Source organism: Curtobacterium uvaldense (genome assembly GCF_028307415.1).
Taxonomy (GTDB): Bacteria; Actinomycetota; Actinomycetes; order Actinomycetales; family Microbacteriaceae; genus Curtobacterium.
In genome coordinates this window covers 22,070-43,287 of record NZ_JAQMHU010000024.1, presented here as the reverse complement: position 1 = coordinate 43,287, position 21,218 = coordinate 22,070, and the positions used below count along the sequence as shown (strand labels likewise).

19 protein-coding genes are annotated in these 21,218 nt (G+C 66.1%); 10 read left to right on the top strand and 9 right to left on the bottom strand.

The features are described 5' to 3' along the window. Window positions 1-138: 138 nt before the first annotated feature. Window positions 139-1,575 carry a cation:dicarboxylate symporter family transporter gene (locus PIJ49_RS13200; protein ID WP_066652321.1) on the top strand — a complete coding sequence of 479 codons (1,437 nt, stop codon included), beginning with the start codon at window positions 139-141 and terminating at the stop codon, window positions 1,573-1,575. A gap of 24 nt (window positions 1,576-1,599) precedes the next feature. Further along, window positions 1,600-1,815, top strand: coding sequence for a hypothetical protein (locus PIJ49_RS13195; RefSeq protein ID WP_271826804.1), 216 nt, complete (start codon window positions 1,600-1,602; stop codon window positions 1,813-1,815). A gap of 175 nt (window positions 1,816-1,990) precedes the next feature. Here the strand turns inward: PIJ49_RS13195 and PIJ49_RS13190 are convergent, their stop codons facing one another. Further along, complete coding sequence (locus PIJ49_RS13190) at window positions 1,991-2,374, bottom strand: hypothetical protein (RefSeq protein ID WP_271826803.1); 384 nt, start codon at window positions 2,372-2,374, stop codon at window positions 1,991-1,993. A 187-nt stretch (window positions 2,375-2,561) separates the two neighbouring features. Further along, the gene (locus PIJ49_RS13185; protein WP_271826802.1) at window positions 2,562-3,125 is read right to left on the bottom strand and encodes a TetR/AcrR family transcriptional regulator; all 564 of its coding nucleotides are present in this window, start codon (window positions 3,123-3,125) and stop codon (window positions 2,562-2,564) included. Between the two features lie 109 nt (window positions 3,126-3,234). On the opposite strand from PIJ49_RS13185, the gene PIJ49_RS13180 reads away from it, so the two are divergent. Next, window positions 3,235-4,713: an MFS transporter gene (locus tag PIJ49_RS13180; RefSeq protein ID WP_271826801.1), complete on the top strand. Its 1,479-nt coding sequence runs from the start codon at window positions 3,235-3,237 to the stop codon at window positions 4,711-4,713. 216 nt (window positions 4,714-4,929) lie between these two features. Here PIJ49_RS13180 and PIJ49_RS13175 read toward each other — a convergent pair whose 3' ends face one another. The 4 genes from PIJ49_RS13175 to PIJ49_RS13160 form a co-directional block, all read right to left on the bottom strand. Continuing rightward, window positions 4,930-5,511 carry a hypothetical protein gene (locus tag PIJ49_RS13175; protein WP_271826800.1) on the bottom strand — a complete coding sequence of 194 codons (582 nt, stop codon included), beginning with the start codon at window positions 5,509-5,511 and terminating at the stop codon, window positions 4,930-4,932. Window positions 5,512-5,522: 11 nt separating this feature from the next. Next, entirely contained in the window at window positions 5,523-6,254 is a 732-nt protein-coding gene (locus PIJ49_RS13170) for a hypothetical protein (protein ID WP_271826799.1), read from the bottom strand. A 69-nt stretch (window positions 6,255-6,323) separates the two neighbouring features. Beyond that, window positions 6,324-7,367: an SHOCT domain-containing protein gene (locus PIJ49_RS13165; protein WP_271826798.1), complete on the bottom strand. Its 1,044-nt coding sequence runs from the start codon at window positions 7,365-7,367 to the stop codon at window positions 6,324-6,326. A gap of 601 nt (window positions 7,368-7,968) precedes the next feature. Next, entirely contained in the window at window positions 7,969-9,747 is a 1,779-nt protein-coding gene (locus PIJ49_RS13160) for a hypothetical protein (protein WP_271826797.1), read from the bottom strand. A 232-nt stretch (window positions 9,748-9,979) separates the two neighbouring features. Here PIJ49_RS13160 and PIJ49_RS13155 point away from each other — a divergent pair, with 232 nt between their 5' ends. Beyond that, window positions 9,980-13,510, top strand: coding sequence for an NACHT domain-containing protein (locus tag PIJ49_RS13155; protein ID WP_271826796.1), 3,531 nt, complete (start codon window positions 9,980-9,982; stop codon window positions 13,508-13,510). 182 nt (window positions 13,511-13,692) lie between these two features. On the opposite strand, the gene PIJ49_RS13150 is transcribed toward PIJ49_RS13155, so the two are convergent. Further along, window positions 13,693-14,013: a hypothetical protein gene (locus tag PIJ49_RS13150; protein WP_271826795.1), complete on the bottom strand. Its 321-nt coding sequence runs from the start codon at window positions 14,011-14,013 to the stop codon at window positions 13,693-13,695. Between the two features lie 296 nt (window positions 14,014-14,309). Next, entirely contained in the window at window positions 14,310-15,110 is an 801-nt protein-coding gene (locus tag PIJ49_RS13145) for a hypothetical protein (RefSeq protein ID WP_271826794.1), read from the bottom strand. A 408-nt stretch (window positions 15,111-15,518) separates the two neighbouring features. Here PIJ49_RS13145 and PIJ49_RS13140 point away from each other — a divergent pair, with 408 nt between their 5' ends. From PIJ49_RS13140 to PIJ49_RS13115, 6 genes are read left to right on the top strand one after another with little or no spacing between them, the layout of a single operon-like run. After that, window positions 15,519-16,112: a hypothetical protein gene (locus tag PIJ49_RS13140; protein WP_271826793.1), complete on the top strand. Its 594-nt coding sequence runs from the start codon at window positions 15,519-15,521 to the stop codon at window positions 16,110-16,112. A gap of 38 nt (window positions 16,113-16,150) precedes the next feature. Further along, window positions 16,151-17,185, top strand: coding sequence for a hypothetical protein (locus tag PIJ49_RS13135; protein WP_271826792.1), 1,035 nt, complete (start codon window positions 16,151-16,153; stop codon window positions 17,183-17,185). Continuing rightward, window positions 17,185-17,460 (top strand): hypothetical protein, encoded by a 276-nt coding sequence (locus PIJ49_RS13130; protein ID WP_248704773.1) that lies wholly within the window; start codon window positions 17,185-17,187, stop codon window positions 17,458-17,460. The genes PIJ49_RS13135 and PIJ49_RS13130 overlap by 1 nt, the downstream gene beginning before the upstream one ends. Before the next feature lie 51 nt (window positions 17,461-17,511). Then, the gene (locus PIJ49_RS13125; protein ID WP_271826791.1) at window positions 17,512-18,363 is read left to right on the top strand and encodes an antitoxin VbhA family protein; all 852 of its coding nucleotides are present in this window, start codon (window positions 17,512-17,514) and stop codon (window positions 18,361-18,363) included. Further along, a complete protein-coding gene (locus tag PIJ49_RS13120; protein ID WP_271826790.1) occupies window positions 18,360-18,605 on the top strand; it encodes a hypothetical protein in 246 nt (81 codons plus the stop codon). The genes PIJ49_RS13125 and PIJ49_RS13120 overlap by 4 nt, the downstream gene beginning before the upstream one ends. A gap of 20 nt (window positions 18,606-18,625) precedes the next feature. Then, window positions 18,626-19,633 carry a hypothetical protein gene (locus tag PIJ49_RS13115; RefSeq protein WP_271826789.1) on the top strand — a complete coding sequence of 336 codons (1,008 nt, stop codon included), beginning with the start codon at window positions 18,626-18,628 and terminating at the stop codon, window positions 19,631-19,633. Between the two features lie 463 nt (window positions 19,634-20,096). On the opposite strand, the gene PIJ49_RS13110 is transcribed toward PIJ49_RS13115, so the two are convergent. Continuing rightward, window positions 20,097-21,104, bottom strand: a complete 1,008-nt coding sequence (locus PIJ49_RS13110; RefSeq protein ID WP_271826788.1) for a glycosyl hydrolase — start codon at window positions 21,102-21,104, stop codon at window positions 20,097-20,099. Window positions 21,105-21,218: the final 114 nt, after the last annotated feature.

Here is a 21,218-nt window from a genome sequence, read left to right as displayed (position 1 = left end):
CCGTCCGCGCAGCCTCCCCGTGAACGTTGTGAACACAAGTCGCCGCCGCGGGTCGCTCCGCGCGAGGGTGTGTCCGTTCCCCCGAGGACGAACCGACCGGAGCGACGCCGCTCCCGGTCCTGACGACAAGGAAGTCGCATGGCATCGACGCACTCGACCACCGCCCGCCCACGGCGACGCGGTCTGGATCGCTCGCACTGGCTCTACATCGCGGTCATCGTGGCCGTGCTCGCCGGCATCGTGGTCGGCCTGACGGCCCCCGACTTCGCCGTCGGACTCAAGCCGATCGGCGACGGCTTCATCGCGCTGATCAAGATGATGATCGCGCCGGTCATCTTCTGCACGATCGTGCTCGGCGTCGGCTCCATCGCGAAGGCGGCGACGGTCGGCAAGGTCGGCGGGTTGGCGCTCGGTTACTTCGTCGCGATGTCGACGTTCGCCCTGGCGATCGGCCTCGTCGTCGGCAACCTCATCCACCCCGGCGACCAGCTCGACATGTCGAAGGCGACGTACGAGCTGCCCGCCGGCACCGAGGAGAGCGCGTCCTCGACGTCCGGGTTCCTGCTCGGGATCATCCCCGCGACGCTCGTGTCGTCCCTGACGAGCGGCAGCATCCTGCAGACCCTGTTCGTCGCGCTGCTCGTCGGCTTCGCGCTGCAGGCGATGGGCGAGAAGGGTGCGCCGATCCTCACCGGCATCCGACACCTGCAGGCCCTGGTGTTCCGCATCCTCGCGATGGTCATGTGGGCCGCCCCGATCGGCGCCTTCGGGGCCATCGCAGCGGTGGTCGGTGCCACCGGCGTCGCGGCGCTCGTCGCGCTCGGGACCCTCATGGTCGCGTTCTACATCACCTGCATCGTGTTCGTCGTCGGCGTCCTCGGTGTCCTGCTCCGCGTCGTGACCGGCGTCAACATCTTCCGGCTCATGAAGTACCTCGGCCGCGAGTACCTGCTCATCGTGTCGACGTCCTCCAGCGAGGTCAGCCTCCCGCGGCTCATCGCGAAGATGGAGCACCTCGGCGTCTCGAAGCCCGTCGTCGGCGTCACGGTGCCGACCGGGTACTCGTTCAACCTCGACGGCACCGCGATCTACCTGACGATGTCCTCGCTGTTCATCGCGAACGCCCTCGGCACGCCGCTGAACATCCCCGAGCAGATCTCGCTCCTGGTCTTCATGATCATCGCGTCGAAGGGTGCTGCCGGGGTGACCGGTGCCGGACTCGCCACCCTCGCCGGCGGCCTGCAGGCGCACCGCCCGGACCTGGTCGACGGCGTCGGCCTGATCGTCGGCATCGACCGGTTCATGTCCGAGGCCCGCGCGCTGACGAACTTCACCGGGAACGCCGTGGCCACGGTGCTGGTCGGGACGTGGACGAAGCAGATCGACAAGCAGCAGGTCGAGCGGGTGCTGTCCGGTGCGGCGCCGTTCGACGAGCGGACGATGTCCGCCGACGACCACGGCGCGTCGGCTCGCGCAGACGGTCCCGGCTCCGCTCCCGCCACCGACGAGCGGATCTCGACCGAGGCCGTCCGCACCATCGTCGAGCCCGAGGGCTCGACCGCCACCCGCCGGTAGTCCCCCGTCACGAGGAGATCGACGATGATCACGAACCCCAACCACACGAGCCCCGCACCGCACACCGTGCCCGGCTCGCCCCGCGTCGCCCTGGAGGCGTGGGTCGCCCGGATCGCGTCCCTCACCTGCCCGGACCAGGTCGTCTGGTGCGACGGGTCAGCCGACGAGACCGCCCGCCTGACGCAGCAGCTCGTCGACGAGGGCAAGCTGATCGCCCTCGACCCGGAACGCCGACGGTAGGCGCGGACCACCGGACGCGGACCGGCGGCGGTGACCCGCGCCTCCAGGCCGTCGTCGCGGTGCCGGTCCGTCAGCCGGCCTGCGGACGACCGGCACGATCGCCGTGCCACGTCGACCGCTCGGGACGCGACGGCGGTGCCGTCTCCCCCGACGTCGGTGCCGTCACCTGCACCGGCTAGGTGAAGAAGACGACGGTGCCGACGCCGATCCAGGCGAGGCCGATGGCGGCCAGCGCGGCGAGGCTGGCGAGACCGGTCGCGATGACCGCCGACACCTGTTCACGCCAGACGCGGAGCGAGCTCGCCGCGATGCAGAGGGCGAGGACGGCGACGGGCAAGGACCCGATCAACGCGGCAGCCTGGACGGCAGAGGTCCGACGGTCGTCTGCTGTGGGCGGGAGCATTCCGTCGTCGTGGTCGAACTGGGACGGCGGGGTCTGGTGTGCGGGGTCGAAGACTCCGGTCGCCACGAGCACGATGCCCCACAGGACGATCAGGGCGATCGCGACGAGTGCCCGGACGTTGACCTGCCGCGACCGGTCCCGCCCCCGAAGCCCCATGCGCCGACCCTAGCGCGCCGTGCCGTGGTCCTCCGTCGAGCTCGGCCCGGCCGGTGGTGGCGCGTCCCGTGCTGGATCGTGCGGGCGGTCAGGCCGTGACGACTGTCGAAGCGCTCGACGAGGTCCGGTGCGATGCCGTCGTCGGTGACCGAGGTCCGCCTCGCCCGGGTCACGCACGGGTCCCGGATCAGCCCACGAGCAGCGCGCGGAGCGCGGCCCGCAGCGGCTCACGCAACAGCGACCCGTCTGCTGACGCGAGCGGCTCGACCCGGGTCGCCGTCCGCATCATCGTCATGCCGAGCACGACCGAGAGCGCGATCTCCGCCCGCACGAGCAGCGCATCGTCCAGCGCCCCGCCCCGGTCCGGCACCGCCACGGCCGCGAGGCGCTCAGCGTGGTGCCGCAGGGTCTCCCGTCGGATGACGTCCACGCGGTCGTCCCCCGTGCTCCGCACCAGGAGCAGCAGCTGCATCGAGTCCTCGTCCGTCGGCGAGCTGAGGACGTGGTCGACCAGCTCGTCGAGCACCCGGTCGAGGTCCCGGCTGTCGGGCTGGAGATCACGCGCCGCCCGGTCGAGGCAGGCTCGGAAGAGCCCTTCCTTCGAGACGAAGTACCGGTTGATGAGCGCCACGTTCACGCCGGCGTCGGCAGCGATGTCCCGCACGGTCGTCGCACGATACCCGTCGACGGCGAAGCGACGTCGAGCGGCTCGGACCAGGAGCAGTCGGGTGGCGGCGGCGTCCTTGCTCATGAGCGCATCGTATCGGCGCCAGCAGCCGTGTAAGCACGTGTTGACATCCGCCGGACACCACGTACCCTCATCAAGTCAGCAATTGTTTACATCAATCGACCGGAGCACGATGACCGAGACCAGGGAGAGCCCGCGGACCGGGACCCGCCCCACCACCACCGAGGGCCGCCGACCGAACAGCACGGCGATCATCATCTACCTGTCGCTCGGCGGCCTGTCCTTCGCCGTGCTGCAGTCGCTCGTCGCCCCGGCGCTGTCGACGATCGGACGGGACCTCGGCGCGTCCACCAGTGCGACGAGCTGGGTGCTCACCGCCTACCTGCTGTCCGCCTCGGTCCTCACCCCGATCCTCGGCCGCCTCGGCGACATGATCGGCAAGCGCAAGGTGCTCGTCATCGTGCTGTCGGTGCTGCTCGTCGGAGCCGTCCTCGCCGCCCTCGCCCCGAACCTCGGTGTGCTGATCGTCGGTCGCGCGCTGCAGGGCGCGGCCGGAGCGGTCATGCCGCTGTCGATCGGCATCGTCCGCGACGAACTGCCGAAGGAGAAGGTCAGCGTGACCATCGGCCTGCTCTCGGCGATCTTCGGCATCGGCGCCGGTGTCGGCATCGTCGCCGCCGGCCCGATCGTCGAGCACCTGTCGTGGCACTGGCTGTTCTGGCTGCCCGCCGTGCTCGTCGTGATCGCCCTGCTCGGCGCCGTCTTCGGCATGCCCGAGTCCCCCGTCCGCAAGCCCGGCCGTCTCGACGTGGCCGGCACCCTCGTCCTCGGCGTCGCCCTCGTCGCGATCCTGCTCGCCGTCAGTGACGGACAGACTTGGGGCTGGAGCGACCCGAAGACCATCGGGCTGCTCGTGCTCGGCGGCATCGCACTGATCGCGTTCGTGTTCGTGGAGCTCAGGGTCGCGGAGCCGCTCATCGACGTCCGACTGTTCGCCGTCCGGGGCGTCTGGACCGCGCACGTGGTGGCGCTCGTCTTCGGCTTCGCGATGTTCGGCACGTTCGTGCTCGTCCCGACGCTGTTGCAGCTGCCGACCGCCGTCGGCTACGGCTTCGGGAAGGACGTCACGCAGGCCGGGCTCTTCCTCCTGCCCACCGTCGTCATGATGGTGATCGCCGGCCCCATCGCGGGCGTCCTCGTCCGCAAGGTCGGCCCGAAGGTCCCACTCGTCCTCGGCGGCATCGCCATCGTCGCCGCGTTCGTCGTCCCCGCCGTCTCGCACGCCGAGATCTGGCAGGTCGTGCTGTCCGGCATCCTGACCGGCGTCGCGATCGGCCTGGCCCTGGCCGCGTGCTCGAACGCGATCATCGAGAGCGTCCCCGCGAACCAGACCGGCGAGGCCATCAGCGCCAACACCGTCGTCCGCACCATCGGCTCGAGCGTCGGCACCGCCGTCATCGCGGCGCTGATCACCTCGCACAGCACACCGCAGGGCCTGCCGACCGACGACGCCTTCACCATCGGCTTCTGGGCCTGCGCCGGTGTCGGCGTGCTCGCCCTGATCGGCGCGCTCGTCGCCCCCACGGTGCGCGCCCGCCGCGCAGCGGCGGAACGCGGCGGCGTCACGGACCTCCTGGAGGACGCACGGTAGCGGCTCCCGCAGAAGGACGGACGGGAGGCGCGGTGCCGGCTGGCACCGCCCCTCCCGTCCGTCGCTCCTGGACCACGAGCCGGTCGTGCCCACGGTCGGAGCGGAACCGCGAGGTGTTCGGTCTATTCGCGGATGCCACTGGTGGCGCGGATCGCGGATCCCAGTGCCGACGGGCGTTCCACGGGTATCGGGATTCTGTTCCACGGCACCGCGACGTCAGCCGTTGTCGGCCACCTTTCGAACGCGGAGCTGCGCCACACCGGCGCCGACTCCCGCGACCGCGCTGGCAGTCAGGCCAGCCGCTACCAGCCCGGCCGCGGCCGCGATGCTGGTCATGAGCACTCTGAGATTCCCGCGTGGCTTGCGCGGTGAGTGCGCGCGAACCGCGCTTTCGAACCACGACGTTGGCACTTCGCCGATGTGCCAGTTCGCGATGCGGCTGCTCGCCTCGAGGGCGACCTTGAAGACCTGGTTCTGTGTGGACGCGGCGTTCATCAGGTTCACCTGGGTGGCAAGCCATGTGGCGATCGCCCTGTCGCGTTTGGGCAGACCAACGAGGAGTCGTGGGACAAGGAGTGCGTAGTCCAACTCTGGCTGGTGCCGGAGCCTCGCCACAGTCGGCCACGTGCGGCGCCTTGTGATTCGGTCGAGTGCGTCGAGTATTTCGAGCACGGCCGCCTCTCGCGCCTGCGACCGGCCAGCGCGCATCGTCGTCACTTGCGTGTACGTGAAGAGTCCGACTGTGACGACGATGGAGAGGAGCGCTGCAAGTTGTGCAGCCGCCGCGAGCCCTGTCAACGCTCGTAGCCTCAGCGGTCGAGCTCGTTGAGCGCGAGGATCTGGTCGTGGGTGAAGGACCCGAGAGGTGCTCCGTCTGAAGCCATTGTGGTGATCGACTGCACGGACGGCCTGATTCGATTGCCGACTTCATCGTTGAAGGCGATTGGGCTGGCGACGAAGCTCGCGAGGTTCGGGAATGGGTTGATGTAGTCGAACTGGTCCCTCGTGATCCCGGCCTTGGCAGGGTCGAAGGTCACCTGCACAACGCCGCCTTCGAAGCGCACTTCAGAGACGGCGTTGGCGAGGACGACGCCCTTGGAAGAACGCTCGGCGAAGTAGTCGTTGAAAACTTGAAGCACCTCGGCGTCAGTTACAGCTGGGGCATCAGCCGAGGCGGAGGCGGCTGCAGCCCCTGTAGTCGCAGCGGCCGAAGGTGTCGGCACAGCAGGGGTGGCTGCTCTTGCGGAGGCTTCCGGCCTCGCGACCGCGGTTACCGTCTCGACAGGCGCAGGATCACCCTCGGTAATCGCTCCGATGATGATCCCGATGACAGCTACAGCAGCCACGGAACCGCCGATGACCAGTGCCTTCTTTGGAAGCGGCTTCTTCGGCCGGCGGAAGACGAGACTGGACCGGAGCGCTCCCGGGCTCTGCTGGACGAGTTCCCACCCGTCCTGTGCCATCTTCGCCCGCGTCTTACCCTCACGACCGCGAATGGCGTGCACGGTCTTCGTTTCGTACCGCACGTGCTCGTCGTTCAACGACTGTCTCCTTGCTCACGACCGACTGTTCATCTTCCGCTCGCGACGCAACGCGCCAGCGGCTGCTCTTCACTGGCCGATCAGACGAGCCTTCGCGCTGGCGAACTCATCGTCAGAAAGCACTCCGGCGGCCCGAAGGTCAGCGAGTTTTTGGATCTGCTCGGCCAGCCCGTCTGCAACCGGCGCTGGGGCCGGTGCGACGAGCACGGTGGGTGCCTTCGCTCGGCTGATGCGAGCTTTCAGCTCGTTGATCTCTGCGAGGCAGGCGTTGTACTCCGGCTTCGACAAGGGCAAGGCGTTGCTCAGCGTGTACGGGTCAGACGCTGCAGAGTTGCGCGACTTGCCAGCACCGCTCCAGAAGTCGTGGTTCGCCGTGCCGCTGTAGCTCGGCGTGAGTACCTCCAGCACACCGTTCACAAAGCCTGAGTTGTACTCGACGCCCGTGATGTCGGTGAAATGGAAAGTCGCCGTGCGTTCCCCACCGAGCGAGCCAGCCATGAAGCTGGTCAGGGCACCAGTCTTGATGATGACCGCTCTGTCATCGAACGCCGCGAGCGTGCCAGCCCCACCTGAGGAGGTGAGGATGAACCAGGGCTGCTCATCCTCGTGGCACTGGCGCAGGATCGCTTCGCTCGCCTTCCGTCCGAGCTTTCCTCTGACGATCGAGTTGGGCCATTCCGCCCCCTTCGCTGCCTCGAGGCGAGCAGTTGACGCAGCGACTTCGTCTGCAGCCGCATCAGCTGCCTGGAGCAGCTCTTCGGGCGGTGTCGATGACCGCCCCTCGTCCACATACCGCGACATCACATCGTGATCGGCCTTGGGCACCATCTTCAGAACCGTGCGAACTCCCGCTCGCGAGGTGACCTCGACGGTTTCCTTCTTGGGTTCGAACACGACGTTCGCGATGTCGGCGTACCGCAGCTCGAAGTTGATCGAGCGGTCCTGCAGGCCGACCAAGCGGAGCGAAGTCAGCGCGATTTCAGAGATGAATGGTCGGAGGTTGTTGCAAACGCCGAGGAACCAGACGTCCTCACCGGGCAGGAGCGCTTCCCGTGCGGTGGCGGCCTTCTTCTCCGCCTTGGCGGGCTTCCACTTGGTCGTGTACTCGGTCATCAGGTGGTCCTCTGCCCTCGGGTCGGCTTCGGCCAGGCGGGAAGCAGTAGCATCCAAGGCCGAACATGAGCATCCCATGAAGGTGCCGCCGCACCAAGGGCATCAGATGCCCCAGAAGAGGCCGCACACAGTGTGCAGCTTCAGCCACCGCCCCACGACCGCGCATGATTGAGGGCGAGCCGAATGGAGCCGATCCTCTGTCCTCAGCACCTGCAGCAGCCCCGCCCTTGAGAGGCGGACGCGCCAGACTCGCACCAACTCTTGCGACCGCGCCCCCGCCGCTTCGTGTGCAACCACCTCCGGTAATGACGCTGTTGACTAGCCCTCCTGGACCTTCACGCAGCTTGCGCGGGCCACGGCAGTCCGACGAAGATTCGCGGGACCAAAGGTATGTAGTCCAGCTCAGGCTTCTGCCAGAACCTCGCCTCCGTCGGTCAAACTCGATGCCGAGGGCATTCTCCCAACGAGCAACACCAAGTCCGAGCCTCCGCGGCGTCGAACTTGAACGCGAGCATCAAAATCGGGTCACCCCACCTCTTCGCGTCCTGGCGACCTCAGAATCACGCTGGCCACATTCTTTTCGCACCGTGCCGTGCGGCGGTCACCTCCACACCCACCCAAGCCGGCGCCGAACCTGGCATCGAGGCAGCTGGAGCGGTGTCCCGATACGTTCGTCGTCTATTGCGGTCGAACCAACAGGCATCGCAACAAACAATCCCGCGAGGCGGAGCACCAGGGCAGCCTCATTGAGCGAAAACTGAAGTTGGAACCCGTGCGCCAGTCGATTCCGTAGATTCAGCCCACCACTCAACAGGCTGCTCCTCAGCGCTATCACCCAATCAGGATCCATGCCCAACTCTTCAAGTTTATCGATGTAGAAGTCCATCGCCGGGAAACGACCAGGAGAAGCGCCACGCTCCATCCGATAGAGCGGCTCATCCATAAGGAGGAGCAGCTCGCGACTGGACGCTTCGATCAGTGGAATCGCGAGTCGCGCCGCACTGCTAGCGTCACCGCGCCAGAAGAGGTCGAGAGCCTCGGCGTATGGCTGCACCAGCGTGTCACTGGCCCCATAAACGGTTGTAAGGAACGCCACTACCTGCTTCTCGTCAGGCCTGCCAAAGCGCTCGGCGAGAGCAGTGAGGTCGAGCTGTAGCTGAGAAGCGGCGGCGCCCAGAATCCCTTGCTCCAGTCTCCTCAGGTGCTCTCCGATCGCCGGACCATGCGTTCGCTCCGGAAGCTGGTGTCCGCCAAAGCTGCGCCCTCCGATCAAGTCGAGGATGCCCGTCCGCCGTAGCGAAGCCAGCCGCCGATTGCGCTCAGCATCGCCGGTCGGCGAGCCCCCAGCTAGGAACGCGGCCAGTGCCTGTTCCCAACTACTCAAGCGCAGGGTCCACCTTACGCGCTGCCGAAGAACGGCAGAAGGCAAGCTGAAACTGAATGACTTGCGGTTCCAACCAAGATCGGTCCTAGACAGCTGCTGCATGCGGACGACGGCCGCGTCATGAAGCTCCTGGATGCCGTATTCCACCGCAAGTCCGGCAGCCATTTCGGCCCAAATCATCGCTCGCAAACTGCTGTCGTCGCCAATTGAGAGATCGAGAATAGTCTGCACATGACGACGCCTCGCTTTCTCACGCTCCTCATCATCCACTGCGACAGCAACGCGGTACCTCGCTACCCAACCAAGGGTCGAGAGGTCCCGATGTTGCGACTCAACCGCCTCGAGGACCGCGCGTAGTCTGCTCAGTTCATCAACTCGACGAACTGCGACTCGCGGCGCATCGACTATTGCGCCCACATATCGCAATGTGATCCCAGGGAAGACCTGCGTCGTGAGCGCACGTTCCGCGAAGCTCAGCAGCTCGTCGCGAATGACCCCTTCCTCGGCCATCTTCCGTTGACGCACAATGGTATTCGCTCTCAGTATGGCAAGAGTCACGTGCAGCGAATCGTCGTCGACTTGCGCGACAGTGCGATAGAGCGCGACAACCGTCCGCGCGTTCGCCGGAGTCGCGTCCAAACGAGTGGTGAGAAGAAGGTCACGCGCTAGGACCTCGAGAGCCACGGGAACGTCCGGTGCTAGAAGAATCGACTTCCACAGCATCTCCTCATCGGCAGTCGGGCGAGGCAGTCCAACGTCCTCCGAGCCGCCGGGCTCGGTAAGTATCACATTGGATGCTGATCGCCCGTCCTCGTCCAACTCAAGGCGAAGCAGCCGATTCCCGGCAGCTTGAAGGTCCGGCCTCACCAAGCAGCGCCACGCCCCCTTCTCATGCGCCGCAATTTGAACATCGAGCGGATCTACGTGTGCCTCAAACAACGACCCAAGACCAGCAATCAGGGCTCGTTCGTCGCCTTTGCTGTACGTGTAGCCCATCAGATTGCCGCCTTTCGAAACTTCCGACTTATGTTGATACCGCTGAGAGTATTCGCGGCCACTGTCATCCTGGGGCGATCGGTTGGTCAGCGCCTCCCGGGCGGACCAACGAGTCGTGCGCCGCTCGCACGCGCAGGTGGTGGGAATGCTTAGCCGCGTCTTAAGGTGAGTAGTGACGACCGGGGTTCGGGTGTCGCGTGAGCCGACTGCGCAAGTGCCTGCACGGCAGGGCATGAGCGGGGGCGCGAGCAACGAACTCGGTAGCGACCACCGCGCGGGCGTCGCCGCGTATCTCGCTGTCGCAGGGATGTACGCCGAGAAAGTTGCCCCGGACCGAGAAGCGGTACCGACGGCGATCGACCTGGAAACGACCGACGCGACAGACGACATCCGGTGCGAGATGTCGGACGGGACGACCTGGTTCATCCAGGCGAAGGTTCGCGGGACTCTCGCTGAGCCCTTCAAGAAGACCGCGACCCAGTGGGCCCGACAGGTCCTTGACGACGGCGACGAGATTGTAATGGCGTCGGCGCACTTCAGCCGTCCGATCGTCGATGCGCAAGCAGTCTTCACCTACGACCGGAGCTCCCGAGGACAGCGCCCAAACCAGGCAGCGCAGGCCAACGCGGAGAAAGTGCTTCATGTAGCTGAACTCGTGGACACGTCCCTGCGTGAACGGCTTCGCCGCCAGGCTCGCTTCTTCACATGCGACACAGGTGACGACGGCCTGCAACGGACGGTCGCCGAAGAGCGTCTCAAAGAGCTTGTCGGGCACGGACGCGGTGCGGCGGCCTTCGAGGTACTGGCACGCAGGTTCGCGGTCGCAGCGCGTCGGCAAGAACGGACCACGCTAGAGGACTGGGTCACCGCACTGGAGGACGCTGGCTTCGAAGTCGTCGCCGACCGCAACGGCCCACCTGGCCGCCGAGAAGCGCTACGACTTCGGTGCGAGAAAAGCTATCGAGCAGCCTTGTCAGCCCGTACCGACTTGCTCGACTTGGCCATGCTCGTTCCAGGTATGCCCACGGTTCCTGTGGACGACCTACTTTCGGATTGGGACCTCGATCGGCCCCAGGTGAAGGACCGAATGTCGCCGCAGGATGCTTCGCTGGTCGCCCGTCGGGTACGCCGACTCCTGGTCAGTGGGCTCCCAGGGATGGGTAAGAGCACGATGCTTGAGCAGCTGGCGGCGCGCTGGTCATCCGATTCCTCAGCACCTCTGCCCGTCTTGGTCCGGTTCGCGGCGGTCGCTCACCGGATTGAGACAGGGGAAGGGTTGTCGCTTGAGCTCTTGGCTTCTCTTGCCGCGGCCGCTGCCAACTCGGAACACCACTCTGATGTCGTCGACGCGATCGTCGAGGCGATACGCCGTGGTCACGCGGTATTCCTCATCGACGGCTTGGACGAAACATTCGCAATGCTCGGGCGCGTGCTTTCGGATCTGCGCCGTCTGGTAGAGCAGATACCAGACCAGGTCGGCTGGGTCGTCACCTCGCGGCCAGGAGCGGCGGCAGTTTTTGACGCCGAGGAACTCGGCTTCGAACGCACGACCCTCGTTTTCAGCGGTGGAGCGCGACGGGCGGTCAACGCGATCTTGTCCTATGAGGCCCGAAGGCAGAACGTCTCCGATAGTGAGCGCGGTGCATGGATTGCGAAGCGGTCCGAGTGGTATGTGAAGGGGGCTCGCGCTGGCCGCGGCTCCAATGCACTGCTCGACACCCCCATGCATGTGTCCCTGCTGGCTTCCCACGTCGCGCGCCACGGCATTACAGAAGCCTCAATCAGCGACCTACTCCCCGTCGTCATCCAAGAACGCGCACACCTGCAACGGGACGTGCGGACCGCCGGCGCTCCCCCCGGCGGCTGGGATGCAGCAGTCCGGGACGAGATGGCCTTGGACGTCATCGTTGCTTTGGGGCATGCGCTCGCTACAGACGAGAGGCTCCCCGTCGCCACCGCCGAGGAGATCGCTGTCAGCGCGCTTGAGCGATGGGAGCTGCCGCAGCCCATCCGGTCTGCGATCGCTCGACAGCTCATCTGGTTCTGGGACGAACGAGCCGCCGTCCTGACCCGCGAAGGCGACGACCTCCGCGCTCGATCGCGACGCTGGGCTGACGTCACCGATGCACTCTGGCTGAACAGGTGCGCGCCTGACCGCTTCGGTGACTGGTTGGACACGGCCCTGCAAGTAGAAGGACGACGCGAAGCGGTCCTTCTCGCCGCAGCACTGGTACCCGGACTCCTCGACGCCATCCAGGAACGTCTCCGAAGCTCGACAGACACAACCGTTGAAGCGACGCGGGTACTCGTTACATGGATCAGAGACAACGGTGTCGGGATGTTTGATGTCGCGGCGCTCCAGGAGGACCTCCTCACCGCGGCACCGTCCATGCCGTCCCATATCGGAGGCGGAACTTTGTCGGACCAGCTTCGACGGGCCGGGATGCTCAGGGATGACATCATCGAATCGGCCGCCGCGCTTCCCGTCGACCCGTCAAGACGAGAGCAGCGAGATGCAGCGCTCGATGCCCTCGTGCCGGCAAAGCAACATCGTCGAGTCCTCGCAGCCATCGCCGGTGTCGCAGATGCTGACGCTGACGCTGAGACGGAGTTGCCTGACGGTGTCTTGCAAACTATGAACGCTACCGCGGTCGCTCGCACGCCCTCCGGTCCAGCACAATACGACACGCGAACCGGAGCGCTCATGATCGATGGGTCCACTCCTCTCGAAGCCGGTATCGATGTGCTTGCCACGCGGATTGCTCAGTCGAACATTGCGCTAAGTCCAGCGCAAGTATCCTGGGTATTCGATGCGTTGTGGCGCAGTGCGTCCGGCGATTACGAACGCGGCACAGCCGCGCTCGAAGCGCGCGGGTACGTCGACCCGGAGCCAGAACGTCATACGAATGGGTTCGACTTGAGCGGGCTGCGGTCACATGATGCATACCTATCATTCGAGTGGCTACTTCTCCCGATCGCGGCACCCAATGCAAGCCCGATCACCTCGGAGCGATGGCGTCTTAGTGCATTGGCCGCTCTCCTACAATCGACATCGGTCGGTGAACTCGGCCTCCCCGAGAGCTTGCAACTTGTCGACGCGGACCCTGTCGAACTGCAGGATTGGCTGGACCTCGCGGTCACCGCAACGGGGGCCGACTGGTCCGCGATCAGATCCGACGCTTGCTACGCGCTGAACCTTGAATGGGACGACCTAACTCGAGCCTTATTCTTGCTCTGCCGCGGAACGAAATCACCAACAGCTGACCCAGGCCGGTTCACCGACGACGACTGGCGGCGCGTAGAAAAACTGCTGCGATCACCTATCCCGCACTTCAGTAACGCGGCCCTCAAGTACGTCCTCCGCGGTGAGCACGGGCTGGCCATCGCAGATGACATGGAAGACGCCGATCTGAGCGCCAACGCTGCTCACAACGTCGCTCTGTCCGTCATTGGAACTTCAACAGACGAAGCGCGCACAGCTGTCGACGTGCTTGCCCGGCAACGCCCAGCGGTGCGTCTCGCGGCTGCGCATGCGGCTTTCGTCTTGACGGGGAGCCCGAACGGTCACGAGCTGCTCGAAAGATGCTTTCAGGACGACGACTGGTCGATTCGCGTTGCCGCGGGCGCCGACCTCGAGACAGCGGAAGGAGCAAAGTGGTGGTCTTGTCCGAACTGCGAGCACCGGAACGACGGTGTGAGCGCTTTGCCTTGCTCCGCCTGCCTCACACATCGTCGGCCCAACATCCGCGCGCGGCACCAGTGATCTTGAACGAGACTTCGCCGCCGCAAACGCACTTCATCAGCAGTCGGCGCCGACAACGCTCATTCGGTCAACCGGAGAGTGGCCGCATGCACAGGGTGCAGCGGGCCTACACAGGCGATCGGGTTCATCGAGCGCGAGTGACGGTTCGAGGCGCAGACTTTTTCCCGGTGCGTGGTTGGCGGCTAGTCGTCGACGCGGGTGCTGAGGACGACGCGCTCGTCTTGGTCGAGATCCCAGAGCATGGTCGCGGTATGACCTGCGGCTTGCTCGTAGGCGAGGAGGAGGACCGCGTCGGCGGCGGTGCGGCACCAGCGCATATACGACTGGGCGAAGATGGGGTCGTCTGGGTCGGGTAGGGCGGGGTCGCTCTCGAAGCGGTCTCGCTGCTCCCGGAGGATCTGGGTGCTCGTGGTGCCGGTGTGCCACAGCATGTCAGCGAGATGCTGCGTCAGGGTGATGGGCAGCGACCTGCCGTCCGCGGGCGAAGTCGTGGTGTCGGTCATCCTCATCCTTCAACTAAGTGCGCTTGTCGCGGGGATGCCGCGAGCTGCCAATCCCTGGTTGGGCTCGCCGGCCTTGGGACCGAGGTCGGTGCAGCAGTCGGCAGATCATCACGAGACCGGGCGTCTCCTCCCGCCAATCTTGCCCTCTCAGCTGGGCGCACAAGGACCGGCCCGTCACGCTTCGCCGGTATGACGAAGCGCCGCTCACCGACGGTGAGCGGCGCTTCGAAGGCCCCGGCGCGGCTGTCCGACAGCGGCCACACCGTTGCCGCAGGCGGATGTCGCTGCCGACAGGCTCAGTCGAGGAGGTCAGGGTCGAGGAGGCTCGGCTCAGACTCGGACGCGTCGCGCTTCATGATGATCAGCTTGATGACCCAGGGCGCGTGTCGGAACGCCGTCGACGGTCGCTTGTCGTACCAGCCGGGCTTGGAGTTCGACTCGGCGGAGTCGGCCGAGTTGTCCGCGGCGTGCGACGGGGTCGCGTCGAGCTCGACGCGCTGGCTGTCACCCGGCAGGTAGTTCCACGGACTCGGCGTGGACGCGTCCGTGGCCCAGTGGTCAACGCTCTGCTGGTCGGCGTTCTGCTGCGCGATGAGGTTCGGCGTGGAGCGCCGCTGCGCACCCTCGAGGTGGTCGTCCTTGCGGGTGGGCGGAAGCGTCGCGGCGGGGACACGGTGCGCGTACCCGAAGCAGTTCGTGTCGTTCGGCGCGGGCGTCGGGGCCGGCTGGAGCGCATCTCCGTCCAGGTTGGTCTCCCCCGCGGTGCGGGGCGTGGCGACGGGCCATCCGTCGCAGTGCCAGCGCACCAGGACGTTGCTGACCTGGATGTCGGCCTCCAGCACGCGGCTGCGGTGCAGCTCCGTCTTGTCCGGCTGCGACGCATCGGTCGGGGTGAACGTGGCGTCCACCGCGTAGGTGTCGACGAACTGACGGCGCCAGGCACGGATCATCGGGCAGGTGAACTCCTGCCGGCCTCGGCGGCCGGCTCGGCGGAGGGCGATGCGCAGCTGCTGCAGCTCCTCGACGCTGTGGATGTGGTGCGTCGTCTGCGTGCAGGTCGTGATGGGGGTGTTGCTGATGGTGAGGTTGCGGTCCACGGTGGTGTCCTTCAGGTCGGAGCGAGGCGGTTGCTCGCTTGCGCCACCCCTATGCGAGCTCGTGCTTGCGAGCGGGGCGCCGACACTGTTCGCGGACCTGATTTGGGACTTTAAGAGCCGTTTTGCCCCTCGTTCGTGGGCCAGAATGTTGCCTGTTCGGCGTTTTCTGACCCCCGGAGTGGGGAGTCCGGGCCGGGAGTTCGGACCGGGACTCAGGAGTCGCTGAAGCGCATGGCGGCGACGGGTTTTCCTGCTGGTGGACTCGGCGCCGCTCGAACGGCCCCATGAGTGGCGCGGGCCTCGTAGCGTGCGCAACATGCGTCGCATCGCGAGTCACACCAGGAGTGCCATCACCAGTCCGACCGGGCGTCCCGAGAGGACTGCCGAGACCGGTGACGGGTCTGCGTCGTGAGTGGCGGCCCCGACGAGACGGCGCTGACCGCGAAGCAGCGTCAGCAGCTCGCCGCGATTCGTGGCATGGCGCGCATCCCGTTATCGGACCTGCGCGACCAGAGTCCCCCGAACCTCCAGGCCCTCTACGCCGAACTGCAGGACGGCCAGGCGCTGATCCCGGGCTTGAAGATGGGGCTCGGTGCTCTCACCGTCCAGCGTTGGGATCCCGCCTATGCGGCCAAGGGTTGGACGCTCTATGGCGCGGAGCTCACCCTCGACATGGGTCACCCGTTCGGGTCGATGTTCTACCGCAACGTCGCTGATGGCCGAGTGTTGCGTGTCGGGGTGAAGTGGCATCCGCCGGTGCAGCAGCTCGAGTTCCCCGCTCTGCACCCGTCGAAGCCGGAGCTGACGTCCGACTGCACGGCTGAGGAGGTTGCCGCGGTCGTGTTGGATGCGCGGAGTCGGATCGGGACGCTTGTCGCGGTCAACGCGCAGATCGGGTCGTTCGTCGCCACCGAGGAGTCAGAAGACGCGATCCTCGCCGCGTCCGGGCTCGGGCTCGAGCGGCTCTCCGAGGACGACCCGCGGGTGACGCACCGTGGCTGAGCGCTGGCATCCCTTCGCCACAGCGCTGGGGCCTACTGATGGGTGACCGGCAGTGGGTGCAGGACATCCGGAACCAGCAGACGATCCTGTCGTTGCCGTTCGGGCTCGGGTGGACGATCGACATCACGCAGACGCTGGTCGCGCTCGCGGCAGCGGGGATGCCCGCTCATGTCGAGGCGTTCGACCGGCTCCGATTCGAGGACGGCCGGTCCGGGTTCCTGTCCACCCCGAACCCGACCGCAACGATCAACGACGACGGCACCCCGGCCGAACGGACCGAGGACCTCATGGTCATCCCTGGCGGGTCGGAAGGCGGCGTGCTCTCGCTCGCCCGCCGCTACCCGGACCTGGTGTTCGTGAACGGGAAACGGCAACGCGTTTGGGCCGACGGTCGGCAGGTGTACGGGTCGTCGATGGAGCGGGACGCAACACCGGGGTGGCGGACCGTGTTCGCCATCGCCCGCACCATCGCCCTCCACGGCGGCGGCACACGCGCTATCGCGGACCGCATCGGCATCTCACTCGACGAGGTGCGCGCCGCGATGCCCGCTCTCGGGACGAACGTCTTTCACACTCCGATTGGATGGGAAGCAGCCGACCAGGCCGCCCTGTGCGACTGGGCGTTAGCGGCGTATCCGGGTTACGGCGGGATCCGGACCTGCTGGCGCCGCGACACCACCATCGACGCGCAGGCGGACCAGCTGATTGTGCTGGGTGGGGTGATGTCGGATCGATGGGCGGCGCAGCAGTCCGGCGTCATCGTCCCGCCGGACCGGCTGACGGCGTTCTTCGCGCAGCACCCCGACATGGCCGCGCTCGGCTACGAGCCCGCGACAGTCGATGAGGCGACGGTGTCGGTCGTCATCCCGCAGGACACCACCGTCCTGACCGGCGCGGAAGGGTGCTGCACGGATGACTTCATCACCGCGCACGTCCTTTACGAAGACAGCTGGGTTGCCGCGAACACGGATGCAGTGGACGGGCTGCGGCAGCTGCTGCACTTCCGATCTGACCTCGCCCACGACCTCCGCTGGCACCCCAACAACGGCAGCGGTGAGGGCGGTATGAGCTGATGCTGCAGCTGCTGTCCCTGACGCTGGCGTACGACGACACCCGGTTCTTCGGCTCCTTCATGTTCACCGACCCGAGCCGCCCTGACGACAAGCCGGCTGTGGTCCTCATCGACCACGCCGACAAACCTCCCTGGTTCCGCCTCACCAACGTCGACCCGGACAGCCAGTACCCGACGGCGCCGGCGATGGTCGAAGCGGACCGCATCATGCGGTTCCTCCTCCGCTACACACCCGACCGCATCGGCCGCACCACTCTCGACTTCCCGCAGTCCTGACCTGCCCTGCTCACGCCTGACCTTTGGAGGTAGTTGCTGATGATGCGTCTGGTGTCCATGCACCTGTCGAACGACCGGATCCTCTGGGGGCATGTGCTCCTCGAGGACACTGAGAACCCGGATGCGCACCTGGCGCAGATCCTCGTCCGCCCCATCGACGTCGAGCCCGGGTACGAGCTCTACGACAGGACCAACACGGTCCTGTCGGACCTTTCGGTGCCGGCGGTGCGGGAAGCGAACCGCATCGTGCAGACCCTCCTCATCCCCGCCTCCGAAATCGCGAAGCGGGAGAAAGCCGTTCGGGCGGTCATCCACTCGGGCTACTTGGAAGGATCCCCGGACGACATGCCATGGCAGTCGCAGCTGTGGATGTACGCCCGCGGTGAAGTCACCCGCGAACAGCTCTCCGCGTACGTCGATGAAGGCCGACAGATCCCCCGCGCACCCGGGCACTCCGCGGTCGGTCCGGCGGACGTTCCTGAGGACTGGTGGCAGACCACGCAAGCCCGGATCCGCCGGAACCTTCTCAACACCACCCTCACCGAGCCGGAAGTCGCCGCCGCCCTGCAGATCAGCATCGACGAGGTCGGGGAGCTGTTTGAAGCGAACCGGCTGACGAGCTTCGACCTCGACGGCGAAGAACGCATCCCCGACTGGCAACTCGTCAAGCCCGCCCTCCCCGAGTTCGGCGACCCATCGTCGTTGCTGCCCGGCCTGGACGTCCTCTACGCGGCAGCACCCCAACCGCTCCTCGACGCGGCGGCGATGACGGAGTTCATGACCACGCCCCTCGAGTTCCTCACCGTCGACGACCGGATCCTGGCGCCGTTGGACTGGATGCGGGAAGGTCGGCCGTTGACGACGATCATCGCCCTATTCCGCGGACGACGGTGGCGGCAGTGAGCAGACGCCCCGACCTGTTCCTCCTCAACGTCGCCTACGACGCCACCGGCGCGCACGGGCACGTGTTCTTCCGCGACCCACCCAGCACCACGCTGCGGCAGGTCATCATCCGCAGCACCGACACCGGCAACATCTGCGAACCAGCCCACGGCGACACCCGCACCGGCTGGGAACCCTTCCTCGAAGAAACCCGCTGGCTCGTCGCCCTCACCCGACCCAACACCACGGAAGAACACAGCTGATGGGGCCAAGGCTCGAATGGGTGGCCGCCGCGTACGCCGGTAGGCCGCAGATCACGATGCCGTATGGGCTCGGCGACACCACCGACCTCACCAACACCCTCACTGTCCTGAAACTCGCTGGGCTCCACGCATGCGTGGAGTCGCACGACACGATCCGCCTTGCCGACGGCCGCCGCGCACGCTTCCCAACACTCACCCAACGCCCCCGCGACGACGACCGGAACGACGCGGAACTGCTGCTTCTAGCCCCACGCACCGTCACTGCGACGCAGATCGCGCTTGCGGAGCAGACGGCGTCGGTGCTGCTGGTCGACGTTGATCGGCGCCGGGTCTGGATTGACGGAGATCAGGCCCTCGGGACGAAGGAGCGGTGGAAGGACGCCGCACCCATCTACGTCACGTTCGCCGTCGCGCGGATGCTCGCCGTTAACGGCTGCACCTTCGACGGGCTGGTGCGGGCTGGGCTGACTGCCGGGCAGGTGGATGACGGGCTCGCACGCCTCGGGAAACGCGTGCACCGCACCGACATCGGATGGGAGTCACGGCAGGTTGGCGGCCTCGTGGACTTTGCCATTGCCTGCTACCCGGGACCTGGCGGCGTTCGAACCCGATGGACGTCCAACCTGCCGCTCGTCGAGCAAGCGGAACGGCTCATCGCAGCTGGCTGCCGCATCTCCGGCCGTGCGATCTCGGACCGCCACGGCTACCCCGCCATCAGCAAACGCGAGATGCCCTACCGGGTTGTCGCATTCACCGAGCAGGAGGTCGACATGGTCGCGCTCGGCTTCGAACCGGACACGATCGGCTTCGCCGGCACCGAACTCATCCGACCCGCCGACCCCACAATCTTCCTCACCGCGGCGGCCGCCGGCTACACGGACCGCACCGATGACATCATCACCGCGAACACGCTCCTCCGCGCCGACTACCGCAACGCGGACGACACGGCCTCGCTCGAAGAGGTCCGGAACCGGCTGCAGTTCCTCGCCGACACCGGCTACGACCTCCGCCACAACCTGCCCAGCTGACGAAGACCGTCAGCGCACCGCTCGATGCTTCACCGAGCTGCGCCACACCCATGCCGCAAGCTTTGTTTCCCCACGACCCGCTTCAACCCAGACCGCATCCCGCGTCGCAGCGCGTTCGAAGCAGGGCCCTAAACGGTTACGTCGAACGCGAGCTGCAAACGCATGGGCGTAGTGATGGTTCGCGACCAAGTGACGTGATCCTCGGTTTCGCCACTTTGGACATCAAGGTCTTGGAGCGGCGTCGTTTCCGTCTTGCTCGATGGAGTACAACCCGCAGCCGCCTTTCAACAGCGGCTCGCCTGAAACTGCTGATCCGGCTCTCGTAGCTGTTGCGACAGACTTCATGGCTCCACTGATCGACGCGGTCAAAGCTGGCGCCGAGGATAGCGCCGCTCAGTAAGACGGGCTTCGATGACCGGGACGACGCTCGTCGTCCCGGTCATCGTGCGGAGGTCTTCTCTCCTCAGGGGAGGGTGATGTCTCCCTGATGCAACACGCGCGGGTTGTAGTAGGTGTCCTTGATGGCCTGGGCGGTGTTGCTGCCCTCGAGCTGCTCGGACCATTCCATGAACCAGGTCCACTCGGGCTGTGCCGACAGGTTCGCAGCGGTGGGCATCGTGCCGACCTCGGCCAGCGCGATCGGCTTACCTGCGGCTATCGAGCGGATGGATTGATACTCGGCCGCGCTCGGGAACGCCTTGTACCAGGCGTCGAGCGTGACGACGTCGACGTAGCTGCTGCCGGGGTAGTAATTGGCGAAACCGCCGGCGGGGTTGTCTTGAACATTCCACGCCCAGATGAGGTTCGTCATCCCCTTCGTGCCGGCGAGGTAGTCACGAGTGATCTGGTACAGCTTCGCCGACCCGTTGCTGCCGGAGCGTCCGCCCCACCACGCCCACTGTTCGTTCATCTCGTGCAGGGGTCGGAAGACGGCGGGTACGCCCGCATCCTTGAGCTGTTGTAGGTACGGAACGATCTCGTCGAGTCGCTTTTTCCATGCCGAGTTCAAGGCTGTGCCGTTGGTGACGAGCTGCGACCACTGCGTGTCGGTGAGGTTCGCGTTCACGTCGCTCCAAGTACACGACGATCCGACTGTGGGCGGGCATACGTGCCAAGTGAGGCTGACGAGCGATCCGTTCTTCCACTCGGTCTTGGCCTGGTCGATGACGCGCTGCCGGTTGGCGACGTCCGCTGAGCCGAAGTGGAAGTCCCCTCCCCAGAGGCCTGGGTAGACGCCGGTGATGTCCTTTACGCGCTGCGTGTACTGGCTGGGCTGCGCGGCGGGTTCCTTGTTGTGCTGTCCGCTGACGATCTTCTGACCCTTGATCGAAGCCAGGTAGTTCAAGACCGTCGCTTTGCTTCCAGCGCTGAAGGCTTCCGCCTTCGGCGCTGCAGGTGTCCCGACGGCCATCGTGGCGCCGAGTGCGACTACCAGACCAGTGGTCAGCAGTGCACGTGTTGTCGACTTCATTGTCTTCCCCTCGTGTTGTTTTCATGGACATCGCTCGACCCTGCGGTGTTCAGCAGGAACCGAAGCGAGAACTGGGCGTGAGATCGGTCATCGGCGTATCCGGACGCACGAGGA

Excerpts from the sequence above, each read along its gene's own strand:
- PIJ49_RS13200 (WP_066652321.1), top strand. The coding sequence starts at position 139 with ATGGCATCGACGCACTCGACCACCGCCCGCCCACGGCGACGCGGTCTG.
- PIJ49_RS13195 (WP_271826804.1), top strand. The coding sequence starts at position 1,600 with ATGATCACGAACCCCAACCACACGAGCCCCGCACCGCACACCGTGCCC.
- PIJ49_RS13190 (WP_271826803.1), bottom strand. The coding sequence starts at position 2,374 with ATGGGGCTTCGGGGGCGGGACCGGTCGCGGCAGGTCAACGTCCGGGCA.
- PIJ49_RS13185 (WP_271826802.1), bottom strand. The coding sequence starts at position 3,125 with ATGAGCAAGGACGCCGCCGCCACCCGACTGCTCCTGGTCCGAGCCGCT.
- PIJ49_RS13180 (WP_271826801.1), top strand. The coding sequence starts at position 3,235 with ATGACCGAGACCAGGGAGAGCCCGCGGACCGGGACCCGCCCCACCACC.
- PIJ49_RS13165 (WP_271826798.1), bottom strand. The coding sequence starts at position 7,367 with ATGACCGAGTACACGACCAAGTGGAAGCCCGCCAAGGCGGAGAAGAAG.
- PIJ49_RS13160 (WP_271826797.1), bottom strand. The coding sequence starts at position 9,747 with ATGGGCTACACGTACAGCAAAGGCGACGAACGAGCCCTGATTGCTGGT.
- PIJ49_RS13155 (WP_271826796.1), top strand. The coding sequence starts at position 9,980 with ATGAGCGGGGGCGCGAGCAACGAACTCGGTAGCGACCACCGCGCGGGC.
- PIJ49_RS13150 (WP_271826795.1), bottom strand. The coding sequence starts at position 14,013 with ATGACCGACACCACGACTTCGCCCGCGGACGGCAGGTCGCTGCCCATC.
- PIJ49_RS13135 (WP_271826792.1), top strand. The coding sequence starts at position 16,151 with ATGGGTGACCGGCAGTGGGTGCAGGACATCCGGAACCAGCAGACGATC.
- PIJ49_RS13130 (WP_248704773.1), top strand. The coding sequence starts at position 17,185 with ATGCTGCAGCTGCTGTCCCTGACGCTGGCGTACGACGACACCCGGTTC.
- PIJ49_RS13110 (WP_271826788.1), bottom strand. The coding sequence starts at position 21,104 with ATGAAGTCGACAACACGTGCACTGCTGACCACTGGTCTGGTAGTCGCA.